8 protein-coding genes and 1 other annotated feature are annotated in these 14,518 nt (G+C 42.0%); all 8 genes read left to right on the plus strand.

All coding sequences use genetic code 11. From position 1 onward, the window contains the following. Positions 1–77 precede the first annotated feature (77 nt). Entirely contained in the window at positions 78–8,651 is an 8,574-nt protein-coding gene (locus tag ABVF55_RS05770) for a CshA/CshB family fibrillar adhesin-related protein (RefSeq protein WP_445285031.1), read from the plus strand. A gap of 146 nt (positions 8,652–8,797) precedes the next feature. After that, positions 8,798–9,307, plus strand: a complete 510-nt coding sequence (locus ABVF55_RS05775; protein ID WP_049472305.1) for a dihydrofolate reductase — start codon at positions 8,798–8,800, stop codon at positions 9,305–9,307. A gap of 208 nt (positions 9,308–9,515) precedes the next feature. Then, a complete protein-coding gene (clpX, locus tag ABVF55_RS05780) occupies positions 9,516–10,748 on the plus strand; it encodes an ATP-dependent Clp protease ATP-binding subunit ClpX (RefSeq protein WP_003001797.1) in 1,233 nt (410 codons plus the stop codon). Positions 10,749–10,759: 11 nt separating this feature from the next. Further along, positions 10,760–11,362, plus strand: a complete 603-nt coding sequence (gene yihA / locus ABVF55_RS05785; RefSeq protein ID WP_070662235.1) for a ribosome biogenesis GTP-binding protein YihA/YsxC — start codon at positions 10,760–10,762, stop codon at positions 11,360–11,362. 149 nt (positions 11,363–11,511) lie between these two features. Next, on the plus strand, positions 11,512–12,216 hold the full coding sequence (locus tag ABVF55_RS05790) for a glucosaminidase domain-containing protein (RefSeq protein WP_021153281.1): 705 nt from the start codon (positions 11,512–11,514) through the stop codon (positions 12,214–12,216). Positions 12,217–12,384: 168 nt separating this feature from the next. Continuing rightward, positions 12,385–13,182 (plus strand): formate/nitrite transporter family protein, encoded by a 798-nt coding sequence (locus ABVF55_RS05795; protein ID WP_049472301.1) that lies wholly within the window; start codon positions 12,385–12,387, stop codon positions 13,180–13,182. A gap of 61 nt (positions 13,183–13,243) precedes the next feature. Then, positions 13,244–13,378 (plus strand) — a sequence feature (ribosomal protein L10 leader region). Positions 13,379–13,416: 38 nt separating this feature from the next. After that, entirely contained in the window at positions 13,417–13,917 is a 501-nt protein-coding gene (gene rplJ, locus ABVF55_RS05800) for a 50S ribosomal protein L10 (protein WP_003001722.1), read from the plus strand. Positions 13,918–13,992: 75 nt separating this feature from the next. Then, positions 13,993–14,361: a 50S ribosomal protein L7/L12 gene (gene rplL, locus ABVF55_RS05805; protein WP_003001622.1), complete on the plus strand. Its 369-nt coding sequence runs from the start codon at positions 13,993–13,995 to the stop codon at positions 14,359–14,361. Positions 14,362–14,518: the final 157 nt, after the last annotated feature.

The following is a 14,518-nucleotide window of genomic DNA, read 5'->3' on the forward strand; positions in this document are numbered from 1 at the left end:
AAAATAGATAAGGTTTGTAAAAACTAAACAATTTTAAAAAGAATGTTAATTTATAGATAAATATGGAGGTCCATTAGATGGGGAAAGACTTATTTAATGATCGTATTAGCAGATTCTCAATTCGTAAATTGAATGTGGGTGTTTGCTCTGTACTATTGGGAACACTTGTTATGGTTGGGACAGCCGCAAGTGCAGCCGCAGAAGAAAAGACAGATACGACAAGTGAAAGTGTAGCAGCAGTTGCAACAGCGTCAGAAGCGCCTGAAGCGTCAACAGCTACAGCAACTTCAGCAACATCAACAGCTGCAACGACATCTACTTATGATGCAAACGCAGCAATCACTGCACCAGAGACTTCAACTGCTGCAGCAACATCAACAGCACCTGCTTCAACTAGTGAAGCAAGTAGCACAAGTACAGCAGCTTCAGCAACATCTGCTACCTCAACTGCACCGGGAACATCAACCGCTGCAACACCAAAATTAGAAGCAACTACGCCAGCAAACAAGGCAGCAGAAGCAGCTGCAACAGATAAGAAAGAAGAAGTGGCTGCTGGTGTCGTAGCACCAGCCTCAGAAAACAATGCTGTGACAGCAGAGACTTCTGGTCCTAAGCGTCGTAATCGTCGTGCTCTTGGTGACCCAAATGATCCAAGCTTGATCGGGGATGACGTTGAAGACGCAACTTCAACTCCAAAAGTTGAAAAACCTGGCTTTACAACAAATGTAAATGCTGCAGACCTTGCTAGTCAAATCTCCTGGTTGGACTTTGGCGATACAGCCAACTGGACAGGGACTACTACAACATCAAAAGGGGAACTTGCTCTCCAAGTCGGCGCGACCTACACCAAGGAAATCATGCCTGGCTATGTTGTAACCATCAAGGTAAAATCTTTGAAGCCTTTCCAAGCGACAGAAATATACAAAAAACGCCTTGAAGAACGAGGAGCAACAGAAGCTGAAAAAGCGACCTATGACCCCAATGCTAGAAATGGTTATGTGAATGGAAATGCAAATCCGTTTACCTTGGCGGAATTTAATGCCGGTGAAGAAGCTAAGGTTATTGCCGAGCCTCAAAACCGTTGGACTGAAATTAAAAATGAGGGGATTGATACTGGTACAACTAAGAAAACTACTATTAGTTCAGAATTAACCGGTGGGAACATTGGGATCCAGTTTGAAGTTTCTGCGACCTTCCGTGGCAAAACCGTAAAACCTGCCATTGTCATGGCAGATGGTGAGTCAGCTAACCCTGGTGAATTGGTTCTGTTTACCACCAATGGTGAAGGATGGAAACATATAGGGGAATGGAAAAAATCGACTAGAAGATATAATGTAACCTACATTCCAGAAGATACAGACAAATTATTTGGTTCAAACCCTTCCACCAATGTAAACGGTATGAATTTCGCTAGAACTAATCTTGACCAACTTCGTAGAACAACTCAAGTTGGACCAGACAAAAAAGAGGTCGCTTGGAAGTATTTTGGAAGTGCTGATTTAACAACTGGAGGTCTCGGTACAGGTGTCTTCGGTCCAAATATTTCTGCAAATGATGTTGATGTTCCTCTTGTTATGACAAAGGGAGCTTCTGAAATCGGTCTTTACATCGCTTCAGGTGGTAAACAGTCTGCTATGCTAGGATTCTTCCCACTTGATGAAGGAGATGCGCCTGAATCATACGGTAAAGCTATTCATTCGATTGCAACTGTAGATGGAATTACTGGTAAGAAAGTGAACCAACCTTATCTCGGTCACTTGAGTCCTGATATGGATGAAAACAATACCCTTGATTGGACGGGTGATGACAAGGCGACCACTGCGGATGAAGGCATCGACCAATTACTTCCAAATGATCTCAAAGGAAAAACTAATGAGCTGATCAAGATGGACCGGACACGTCCAGGTAATTACACCATTTCAGTGGAAGCTCATACGGGTGGAGCAGCAAAAGCTAACATCTATGGTTGGATAGATTTCAACCAAAACGGAACCTTCGATGAAGATGAACGTTCTGATTTAACAACTATTACCCAAGATGGAACGGCTACGTTAAGCTTTACAAAGAGTAAAACCTATATTGATCCTAGTGTCAATGAATTGGGCGTTCGGATCCGTATCGCAAAGAATGATAAGGAGATTGAAAGCCCAACGGGTATGGCTTTCTCTGGTGAGGTTGAAGACTTTAAGACTCAAATCACCCACCCACCAAAAGGGGAATTTAAAGAAACAACTGGCCTTCAAGGTGCGAAGCAAACTGCAACTGTAGCCTTTACCGCTCGTGGTTTGCAAGGCTATAGCCTAACTGAGCCAGCAAAAATTGATGAAACAGTAGCTCCACAAATGATAGATAACCGTACAGGGCAAGTCGTTACACCTGGCGCAGATGGCTACTATGCTGTAGCTGGTCAAGGGAAGTACAAGATCACTCCAAACGGAACTTCTGTGGATGTTGAGTTCATTCCCGAAGATCACTTCCTTGGAACAGCTGACGGTATCTCTATCCGTCGTACAGACAGCAATGGCTACGATACGGGTTGGTCAACAAAATTCCCAGCTGATGAAGCCAATGTAGATACTGTTTTGAATACTATGGATGGTCTTTATATCCCAACTGTTACACCAACGGAAATTGAAGGGGTAGACAAGACTTCATCAGATGTCCAAGGTGCGACTCAAACTGGTACACCTACCTTTAACACAACTACAACGAATGCTAATGGCGAAAAGATCTCTGTCACTCCAAGCTTGGAATACCCTGCTAAATTGGTGGACCCAGCGACTGGTCAAGTAACCAATGCAACCTCTGTAACAGTAGCAGGCGAAGGAACATATAGCATTGACGATGCTACGGGTAAAGTAACCTTTGTTCCAGAACCAGGATTCACAGGTACAGCTCAAGGTGTTACCGTATCAGTGACAGCTCCTGTCGGAAGAGATAAAGATGGTACAGTTCGTGATGAATACCTGAAGACAGCGACAGCTAAGTACACACCAACTGTAACACCTATCACAGTGACTCCTACAGACAAGGTTTCTGCGGACATTCAAAATGTTCCTCAAACCCAAACACCAACCTTTGATTTGAGTAGCGACAAGACTGCTGAAATCACTAGCAAGAAATTGGTGGATCCAGCAACTGGTCAACCGACTGATGAAACAACGGTGACAGTAGCAGGTGAAGGAACTTACACAATCGATCCTACTACAGGAGCAGTGACCTTCACACCTGAAAAAGACTTCGTTGGAACTGCAACTGGTGTGACAGTTCAAGCAACTGCAACGATTACCAATGCGAACGGTAAGACTGCAACTATCACATCTGATGCAACTTACACACCAACTGTTGTAGCGGCTGTTCCAACAGCAAGCCCTGCAACTTCAAAAGATATCCAAGGTGCCACTCAAACCGGTACACCAACCTTTGCAGGAAAAACTGTTCAAGTAAATGGTGAAGATAAAGCTATCACCATTAAAGACAATAGCTACACGCTTTTGGATAATGATGGCAATGAAGTGACAAGTACACCAGCTTATGCTGCTGATGGTACGACTGAAATCGGTACATACACAATTGATCCTACAACTGGTCAAGTAACCTTCACACCGACTGACAAGTCATACACTGGCGCAGTCACACCAGCCAAGGTTCAAGCTGAAAGCTCAAACGGTATCAAGGTGGACACAACTTACACGCCTGAAATCGTTCCAGTAACACCAACAGCAACACCAGCTGAAACAGAAGATATCCAAGGTGCCACTCAAACAGGTAAACCTGAATTCAAAGGTGGAACTGTAACGGTTGATGGCGTTGAAAAGACTGTTGAAATCAATGAAGACGTTCCAGCAAAATTCGACGACGGCTCAACAACTAAGACCGTTGAAGGTGTTGGTACTTACACAGTAGCAGCAGATGGAACTGTGACATTTGTTCCTGAGAAATCATTTGTCGGAACTGCACCAGCCGTGACCGTTGTCCGCGAAGATAAGAACGGAACAAAAGCTTCTGCAACATACACACCAACTGTATTACCTGTAACTCCAACTGCAACTCCAGCAGAAACAACTGACATTCAAGGTGCAACTCAAAAAGGTAAACCTGAATTCAAGGGTGGAACTGTGACAGTTGATGGCGTTGAGAAAACTGTTGAAATCAACGAAGATGTTCCAGCAACATTTGACGATGGCTCAACTACTAAGACAGTAGATGGCGTTGGTACATACACAGTGGCAACAGACGGAACGGTAACCTTTGTTCCTGAGAAATCATTTACTGGAACTGCTCCAGCAGTGACAGTTGTTCGTGAAGATAAGAACGGAACCAAAGCTTCTGCAACGTATACACCAACTGTAACTCCAGTAACACCTACTGCGACACCAGCTGAAACAACTGATATCCAAGGTGCTACTCAAACTGGTAAGCCTGTATTTACTGAAGGCGACAGCCGTGTGCCAATGAACGATAATGTTCCAGCAACATTTGACGATGGCTCAACTACTAAGACAGTTGACGGCATTGGTACCTACACAGTAGCAGCAGACGGAACTGTAACCTTTGTTCCTGAGAAATCATTCACAGGTAAAGCACCAGCCGTAACTGTTGTTCGTGAAGATAAGAATGGAACTAAGGCGTCTGCAACGTATACACCAACTGTAACTCCAGTAACACCTACTGCGAAACCAGTTGAAACAACTGATATCCAAGGTGCTACACAAACAGGTAAGCCTGTATTTACTGAAGGCGATAGCCGCGTGCCAATGAACGATGATGTTCCAGCAACATTTGACGATGGCTCAACTACGAAGACTGTTGACGGCGTTGGTACTTACACAGTAGCAGCAGACGGAACAGTGACATTCGTACCTGAGAAATCATTTACTGGTACTGCTCCAGCAGTGACGGTTGTTCGCGAAGATAAGAACGGAACAAAAGCTTCTGCAACTTATACACCAACTGTAACTCCTGTCACACCGACAGCGACACCAGTTGAAACAACAGGTAAGCAAGGTCAAACTCAAACAGGTAAGCCTGAATTTACTGAAGGCGACAGCCGAGTTCCAATGAACGATGACGTTCCAGCTACTTTCGACGATGGCTCAACTACCAAGACAGTAGATGGCGTTGGTACTTACACAGTAGCAGCAGACGGAACTGTAACCTTTGTACCTGAAAAATCATTCACAGGTAAAGCACCAGCCGTAACAGTTGTTCGTGAAGATAAGAACGGAACCAAAGCTTCTGCAACTTACACTCCAACCGTAACTCCAGTAACTCCAACTGCAACACCAGCTGAATCTACTGGACCTCAAGGTTTGGTTCAAACTGGAACTGTAACCTTTACTAAAGGTGATGAAGTAGCGCCAATCGACAAGAATACCATTACTCTTCTTGATGAAAATGGTCAACCAGCAGCATCAGTAGAAGCGAAATCACCAGCAGGTGATGTGATCGGTACATACACAGTTGATAAAGACACAGGTGTAGTTACTTTCACACCAACAGATAAATCTTACTCAGGTGATGTAGTTCCAGTTAAGGTTCAAGCAGCTGATACTAATGGAACAACAGTAGAAACAACTTACACACCTAAGATTACTCCAGTTGTCCCAACTTCTGAAGATGCTACATCGACAGATATCCAAGGTGCGACTCAAACAGGTAAACCAACCTTCACCGAAGGAAATCCAAATGTTCCAATCGATGAAGATACTCCAGCTACCTTCGAAGATGGCTCAACTACGAAGACTGTCGATGGTGAAGGAACTTACACAGTTGCTCCAGATGGAACAGTAACCTTCGTGCCAGAAAAATCATTCACTGGAACTGCTACAGGCGTAACAGTGAAACGAGTGGATAAGAACGGTACTGAAATCACAGCTAAGTACACACCAACTGTGACTCCAGTAACTCCAACTGCAACACCAGTTGAAACTACAGATATCCAAGGTGCAACTCAAACAGGTAAGCCTAAGTTTACTGAAGGCGATAGCCGTGTGCCAATGAACGATGATGTTCCAGCAACATTTGACGATGGCTCAACGACTAAGACTGTAGACGGTGTTGGTACTTACACAGTAGCAGCAAACGGTACTGTTACATTTGTACCAGAAAAATCATTCGTCGGAACTGCACCAGCTGTAACAGTGGTTCGTGAAGATAAGAACGGAACAAAAGCTTCTGCAACTTATACACCAACCGTAACACCAGTTACACCAACTGCAGAAGATACAACATCTACTGACAAACAAGGTCAAACTCAAACAGGTACACCAACCTTCACACCAGGTAATCCAAATGTTCCAATGGATGATGATACACCTGCAACATTTGAAGATGGCTCAACTACGAAGACCGTTCCTGGTGAAGGAACTTACACAGTTGCTCCAGACGGAACCGTAACATTTGTTCCAGAAAAATCATTCACTGGAGAAGGTACAGGCGTAACGGTTAAACGTGTCGATAAGAACGGTACTCCAGTTACTGCTAAGTACACACCAACTGTGACTCCAGTAACCCCAACAGCAACTCCAGCTACATCAGAAGCACCTCAAGGTGTGGTTCAAACTGGAACTGTAACCTTCACTGAAGGTGACCCAGTTGCACCAATCGACAAGGATACCATTACTCTTCTTGACGAAAATGGCCAACCAGCAGAATCTGTAGTTGCTAAGTCACCAGAAGGTAAAGAAATTGGTACTTTCACGGTCGATAAAGAAACAGGTGTTGTGACCTTCACACCAACGGATAAATCTTACTCAGGTGATGTTGTTCCAGTTAAGGTTCAAGGTAAAGATACAAACGGAACAGTTGCTGAGACAACTTACACACCTAAGATTACTCCAGTCGTGCCAACTGCTGAACCTGCAACATCTACAGATATTCAAGGTAAAACACAAACAGGTACACCGACCTTCACTCCTGGTAACCCTGCAATCCCAATGGATGATGATGTTCCAGCAACCTTTGAAGATGGATCAACTACGAAGACCATTCCAGGCGAAGGAACTTACACAGTTGCTCCAGACGGAACTGTAACCTTTGTACCAGAGAAATCATTCACAGGTACAGGTACAGGCGTAACAGTGAAACGTGTTGATAAGAACGGTACTCCAGTTACTGCAACTTACACACCAACTGTAACACCAGTTACCCCAACTGCTGAGCCAGCAACATCTACAGACATCCAAGGTAAGACACAAACAGGCAAACCAACATTCACACCAGGTAACCCAGATGTACCGATGGATGATGATGTGCCAGCAACATTTGAAGATGGTTCAACAACCAAAGAAGTTCTTGGTGTTGGTATCTACACAGTAGCAGCAGATGGAACAGTTACCTTCGTACCAGAAAAATCATTCACAGGAACAGGAACAGGCGTGACTGTTAAACGTGTTGACAAGAACGGTACACCAGTTACAGCTAAGTACACACCAACTGTAACTCCGGTAACACCAACAGCAGAACCAGCAACATCAACAGATATTCAAGGGCAAACACAAACAGGCAAACCAAGCTTCACGCCTGGTAACCCAGATGTACCAATGGATGATGATACACCTGCAACCTTTGAAGATGGTTCAACAACTAAGACTATTCCAGGTGAAGGAACATACACAGTAGCTCCAGATGGAACAGTTACCTTCGTACCAGAAAAATCATTCACAGGAACCGGTACAGGCGTAACAGTGAAACGTGTTGATAAGAACGGTACACCAATTACCGCTACTTACACACCAACTGTAACACCAGTTACACCAACTGCAGAACCAGCTACTTCAATTGGTAAGAAGGGTGCCACTCAAACAGGCAAACCAACCTTCACAGAAGGCGATAGCCGTGTACCAATGAATGACGGAGTTCCAGCAACCTTTGAAGATGGTTCAACTACGAAGACAATTCCAGGTGTTGGTACATACACAGTAGCAGCAGATGGAACTGTAACCTTCACACCAGAACCTGAATTCACTGGAACAGCACCAGCTGTAACAGTGGTTCGTGAAGATGTGAACGGAACAAAAGCTTCTGCAACTTACACACCAACTGTCCTTCCAATCACTAAGTTTGTTGATAAAGAAGGTAAGGAAATCCCAGGATATCCTGCAGTTGATGGAGAAGAGCCAAAAGCTGAAATTCCAGGTTACCGCTTTGTGGAAACGAAGAAATTGCCTAATGGTGATACTGAACACGTCTATGAAAAAGTGACGACTTCATATGTAGACGAAAATGGGGACCCAATCCCAGGTAACCCAACAGAAGATGGGGAACAACCGAAGAAAGATATCCCAGGTTATGACTTCGTGAAGACTGTTGTAGATAAAGATGGAAACATTCAACATATCTACAAGAAGACTGTGACACCAACTCCAATGCCGGATCCAACTCCGACACCAGAGCCACAGCCACAACCTACTCCACAACCGCAACCAACACCAGAACCACAACCTACTCCACAACCAAAACCAGAAGAACCAACTATTCCTGTCGTTCCAGAAACGAAAGAAGAAGTGAAGTATATCGATCCACAAAATCCTACTGCACAACTTCCAAATACAGGAACAAAAGAATCTTCTACTGCTGGTCTGGCAATCTTTAGTGCTTTAGCAGGTCTGTCATTATTCGGATTTGCAAAACGCAAAAAAGAAGACTAAGCTAACTTGTGGCTAAGAAAAACCGCGAAAATCTCGCGGTTTTTTCTGTTTGTATCTAAAAAAATATCCTCCAAACTAGATAGTTGAAATCAGTCTTTTATAAGAAAATTTGATAAAATAGAAGTATCAGTGTAAAGGATGAGAGAATGAAAAAGATAATTGGTATCTGGGCTCAGACTGAAAATGGCATTATTGGAAAGGACCAAGTCATGCCTTGGCATCTGCCAGCTGAGCTTCAGCATTTCAAAGAAACAACCATGGGGCAAGCGATTCTCATGGGAAGAGTGACCTTTGATGGTATGAAAAAACGGGTTCTACCAGGTCGGACCAGCATTATCTTAACGCAAGATCAAGCCTACGATCCTGAAAATGATGCTGTACTCGTCATGCACAGCAAGGAAGAAGTCTTGGACTGGTATCAGAACCAAGAGAAGAATCTTTACATTATTGGAGGCAGTCAGATTTTAAAGCTCTTCTCTGACCAGTTAGAAGAATTGATCCAGACCATGATTCATGCAACGATTGATGGAGATACATTGGCACCAAAATTTGAAGAGAGCCACTATGAAAGAGTCCGTCAAGTCCATCATCCGAAAGATGAGAAGAACCCATATGATTTTACGGTCAACTATTATAAGAGAAAGGATTTAGACTAATGGAGCGAAGTGTCTTTGGTTTTTTTACAGCTGTCCTATGTGTCATCTGTTTGATTTGCGCCTTACAAACCTTTCGTAAAAAACGGTTTGGCCTCGCTATTTTATTCTTACTAAATGCTTTTACCAATCTTGTGAATTCCATTCACGCCTTTTACATGACCTTATTTTAAACTAAATAGAAACAGAAAATGACAGAAAGAGGAAATACATGCCAACGAATCAAAATAATGATATGATGGTTTATTGTTCATTTTGCGGAAAGAGTCAAGATGAAGTCCAAAAAATCATTGCAGGAAACAATGCGTTTATCTGTAATGAATGTGTAGAGTTAGCACAAGAAATTATCCGCGAGGAGCTAGCAGAAGAGGTTCTTGCAGACCTTAGCGAAGTTCCAAAACCAATCGAATTGCTCAATATCTTGAACCACTATGTCATCGGTCAAGATCGTGCCAAACGTGCTCTTGCTGTAGCGGTATACAACCACTACAAACGTATCAACTTCCACGATACGCGTGAAGATGAGACAGATGTTGAATTGCAAAAATCAAACATCCTCATGATTGGCCCTACTGGTTCAGGTAAGACTTTCTTGGCCCAAACCTTAGCACGTAGCTTGAATGTCCCATTTGCCATTGCAGATGCAACTGCTTTGACTGAAGCTGGATATGTAGGAGAAGACGTTGAAAACATTCTCTTGAAACTTCTTCAGGCAGCTGATTTCAATATTGAACGTGCTGAACGAGGCATTATCTATGTCGATGAAATCGATAAGATCGCTAAGAAAAGTGAAAACGTCTCTATCACACGTGACGTTTCTGGTGAAGGAGTGCAACAAGCCCTTTTGAAGATTATCGAAGGAACTGTTGCTAGTGTCCCACCTCAAGGGGGACGCAAACACCCACAACAAGAGATGATCCAAGTGGATACCAAGAATATTCTCTTCATCGTAGGTGGTGCTTTTGACGGGATCGAAGAAATTGTTAAGCAACGTCTCGGTGAAAAAGTCATCGGTTTCGGTAAGAACAATAAAGCCATTGATGAATCAAGCTCTTACATGCAAGAAATCGTGGCAGAAGATATTCAAAAATTCGGGATTATCCCAGAATTGATCGGACGTCTTCCAGTCTTTGCTGCTCTTGAGCAATTGACAGTTGACGATCTTGTCCGTATTCTAAAAGAGCCACGCAATGCCTTGGTAAAACAATACCAAACCTTGCTTTCTTATGATAATGTTGAATTGGAATTCGATGATGAAGCCCTTCAAGAGATTGCTAATAAAGCCATCGAAAGAAAAACAGGAGCTCGTGGACTTCGTTCGATTATCGAAGAAACCATGATGGATGTCATGTTTGAAATTCCAAGTCAAGAAGATGTCAAACTTGTTCGAATTACAAAAGAAGCTGTAGACGGAACTGAAAAACCAATTCTCGAAACAGCCTAGAAAGATAAAATATGGAAATTAACACACATAATGCGGATATCCTCTTAAGCGCTGCAAATAAGAGCCATTATCCTCAAGATGAGATTCCAGAAGTTGCACTTGCCGGTCGATCCAATGTCGGCAAGTCTTCTTTTATTAATACTCTCTTAAATCGAAAAAACCTGGCCAGAACATCTGGGAAACCAGGAAAAACCCAATTGCTCAATTTCTTCAATATCGATGATAAACTCCGTTTGGTAGACGTACCTGGTTATGGTTACGCACGTGTCTCAAAAAAAGAGCGCGAGAAGTGGGGAAGGATGATTGAAGAATACCTCACTAGCCGGGAGAACTTAAAAGCAGTCGTTAGCCTAGTCGATTTTCGTCATGAACCTTCTGCAGATGATGTCCAAATGTATGAATTCTTAAAGTACTACGAAATTCCAGTAATCTTGGTAGCGACTAAGGCAGATAAAATTCCACGTGGAAAATGGAACAAACATGAATCGATCATCAAGAAAAAACTAGATTTTGATCCAGCTGACACCTTTATCGTCTTTTCTTCGGTCACCAAAGAAGGACTAGAGAAGTCATGGGATGCTATTTTAGAAAATGCGTTTTACGAAATAAATTGAAATGACATGAAAATGTCATTTTTGTTTTGGATTTATCTCGCAATTGTAATACAAGTGTAATATAAGTGCCTTTGTTTTCTTCTATTTATATGGTATAATCTCTATAAAGATAAAAGATGATAAAAAATTAATTGGAGATAAATTGTATTATGAAAAAGAAAATACGGAATAAAACGAAATTATTTGGTTTGTTCGTTTCTGTATTAGCAGTGGGGACATTTGCTGCTGCTATGAGCGAGCACGTCACATCAGTTGGTGCTAATGATGGAACTTACCAAGCTTATTCAGACCCTACTGAAGCTTTCATCTCACAAATTGGTGAGTCAGCTCGTCAGCTCGGTCAAGAGAATGACCTTTATGCTTCCGTTATGATCGCACAAGCCATTCTTGAAAGTGGATCAGGTCAGTCTGGCTTGTCTTCTTATCCGCATTACAACCTTTTCGGGATAAAAGGAAGTTATGCTGGTCAATCTGCAGTAATGCAAACTTGGGAAGATGATGGTGCTGGAAATGCCTATACGATTAATGACGCATTTCGTTCTTACCCATCTTACTATGAATCATTGCAAGACTATGTAGCTGTTTTGAAACAAGGACATTTTGCAGGTGCATGGAAGAGCAACACCTCTAGTTACCAAGATGCAACAGCAGCTTTGACAGGTGTTTATGCGACAGACACAAGCTACTATGCAAAACTTAATAACATCATTGAAACTTATAATTTGACTCAATACGATTCACCAAATGTTCAAGGTGGTATTACAGGTTCCGTATACAATCCATATCGCCAACAGTTCACTTCACAAGAAATCTTGAATTTGGATATCGCTTGGGCGAACCGTTTAAATTATTAAAACTAAAGCAGGCAGATGCCTGTTTTTTTGTTGTTTTTTTAGCAAATAGTGTTGTTCGATATAAAACGTATATGGTGAAAGTTTAAGATTTCTTCCTGAAAACCTTTTCAAACTTTTCTCTCTATGATATAATGATTTTGTTCACAAACATTATATAAGGAGAATAGTATGTCTGAATCTAATTTTATTCAAAAGGTTGGAGCGGCGTGTAATAAGAAGGAAGATCTCTATCAGAAATCTAAAACGCGCTATGCAGTCCGTTCTATTTTTGCTGGAGGATTTCTTACTTTAAGTACGGCGGTCGGAGCAGTTGCAGCTGACTTATTAAATACCTTTGTACCTGGATCTGGTCGTTTTCTATTTCCATTCATCTTTGCCTGGGGTTTGGTATACCTCTTATTCTTAAATGCGGAATTAACCACCTCAAATATGATGTATTTGACGGCGGGGACCTATCTAAAGAAAATTAATTGGAAGAAAGCGCTGGAAATTCTTCTTTATTGTACCTTCTTTAATTTAATTGGTGCTTTAATCGTCGCTTTTCTTTTCAATCAAACCACAGCCTTTGCTCATATCGATCCAAAAGGATTCCTAGCTACGGTGGCAGAAAATAAACTCCAACGAAGCAATCAAGTGGTTTTCTTTGAAGGGGTTATTGCCAATATCTTTGTAAATATTGCTATTCTTTCTTATTTATATTTCAAAGATGAAACAGCCAAGGTGCTCTTAGCCCTCTCTGCTATTTATATGTTTGTCTTTATGACCAATGAACACTTGGCTGCAAACTTTGCTTCCTTCTCATTATTGAGCTTTAATTCAGTTTCTAGCCAATTGCCACATTTTGAGTTTTTAAATATTTTACGTCACTATAGCGTAACCTTCTTTGCCAACTGGGTAGGAGGAGGAGTCCTAATGGGACTAGCCTATGCTTGGTTGAATAATATCAAGAGTCTTTATAACGATTAAAAAATATAAAAAAAGTTTGCAAAAGTACTTGCATTCTTTTTTTATATATGATAAACTAATCTACGGTTTGAAAAAACTGCCTAAGACAGTAGGGGAGCTCGACTCATAAAGATCCTACCGAGGACAAAACGTATCAATTAAAAGAAGCGTATTGTACTTTCGTGTCTAGGTTTGGGCGCGTTTTTCTTTTGGAAAAATTCCCCAAGCAAAATAATTACGGAGGTGAACACACTAATGAGTGAAGCAATTATTGCTAAAAAAGCGGAACTTGTTGACGTAGTAGCTGAGAAAATGAAAGCTGCTGCATCAATCGTCGTTGTAGATTCTCGCGGTTTGACAGTTGAGCAAGATACAGTTCTCCGTCGCAACCTTCGCGGAAGCGAAGTTGAGTTTAAAGTTATCAAAAACTCAATCTTGCGTCGTGCAGCTGAAAAAGCTGGTCTTGAAGATCTTGCATCTGTATTCGTTGGACCTTCTGCAGTAGCATTTTCTAACGAAGATGTTATCGCACCTGCGAAAATCTTGAACGATTTTGCAAAAGACGCTGAAGCACTTGAAATCAAAGGTGGTGCAATCGAAGGCGCTGTCGCATCTAAAGAAGAGATTCTTGCACTTGCAACTCTTCCAAACCGCGAAGGACTTCTTTCTATGCTCCTTTCTGTACTTCAAGCGCCAGTGCGCAACGTTGCTCTTGCAGTCAAAGCGGTTGCAGACAACAAAGAAGACGCAGCTTAATCTTAAGCTACGCAGCGTAGCCTAGCTACAAAATAATAAAAATATAAAATTTAAACTTATTTGGAGGAAATAACAATGGCATTGAACATTGAAAACATTATTGCTGAAATTAAAGAAGCTTCAATCCTTGAATTGAACGACCTTGTAAAAGCTATCGAAGAAGAATTTGGTGTAACTGCAGCTGCTCCTGTAGCTGTTGCTGCAGCTGGTGCTGCTGACGCAGGTGCTGCTAAAGATTCATTCGATATCGAATTGACATCTGCAGGCGACAAGAAAGTCGGCGTTATCAAAGTTGTACGTGAAATCACTGGTCTTGGTCTTAAAGAAGCTAAAGAACTTGTTGATGGTGCACCTGGTGTCATCAAAGAAGGTGTTGCAGCTGCTGAAGCTGAAGAAATCAAAGGTAAATTGGAAGAAGCTGGAGCTTCAGTTACTCTTAAATAATAGAGTTTCCAATCAAAATGAAAACCGAGGTTTAGGCCTCGGTTTTTTTGTCGTTGAAAAAAATGATGATAGAATGTGAATAGAGGACTTTTATAAAGCTAACATGTGTAGCTCTCTTTATTTTCTCTAAACCTACTAAATAGTGCAGTTTTAATGA

Source organism: Streptococcus sp. KHUD_012, from assembly GCF_052588255.1.

Excerpts from the sequence above, each read along its gene's own strand:
- ABVF55_RS05770 (WP_445285031.1), top strand. The coding sequence starts at position 78 with ATGGGGAAAGACTTATTTAATGATCGTATTAGCAGATTCTCAATTCGT.
- ABVF55_RS05775 (WP_049472305.1), top strand. The coding sequence starts at position 8,798 with ATGAAAAAGATAATTGGTATCTGGGCTCAGACTGAAAATGGCATTATT.
- clpX (WP_003001797.1), top strand. The coding sequence starts at position 9,516 with ATGCCAACGAATCAAAATAATGATATGATGGTTTATTGTTCATTTTGC.
- yihA (WP_070662235.1), top strand. The coding sequence starts at position 10,760 with ATGGAAATTAACACACATAATGCGGATATCCTCTTAAGCGCTGCAAAT.
- ABVF55_RS05790 (WP_021153281.1), top strand. The coding sequence starts at position 11,512 with ATGAAAAAGAAAATACGGAATAAAACGAAATTATTTGGTTTGTTCGTT.
- ABVF55_RS05795 (WP_049472301.1), top strand. The coding sequence starts at position 12,385 with ATGTCTGAATCTAATTTTATTCAAAAGGTTGGAGCGGCGTGTAATAAG.
- rplJ (WP_003001722.1), top strand. The coding sequence starts at position 13,417 with ATGAGTGAAGCAATTATTGCTAAAAAAGCGGAACTTGTTGACGTAGTA.
- rplL (WP_003001622.1), top strand. The coding sequence starts at position 13,993 with ATGGCATTGAACATTGAAAACATTATTGCTGAAATTAAAGAAGCTTCA.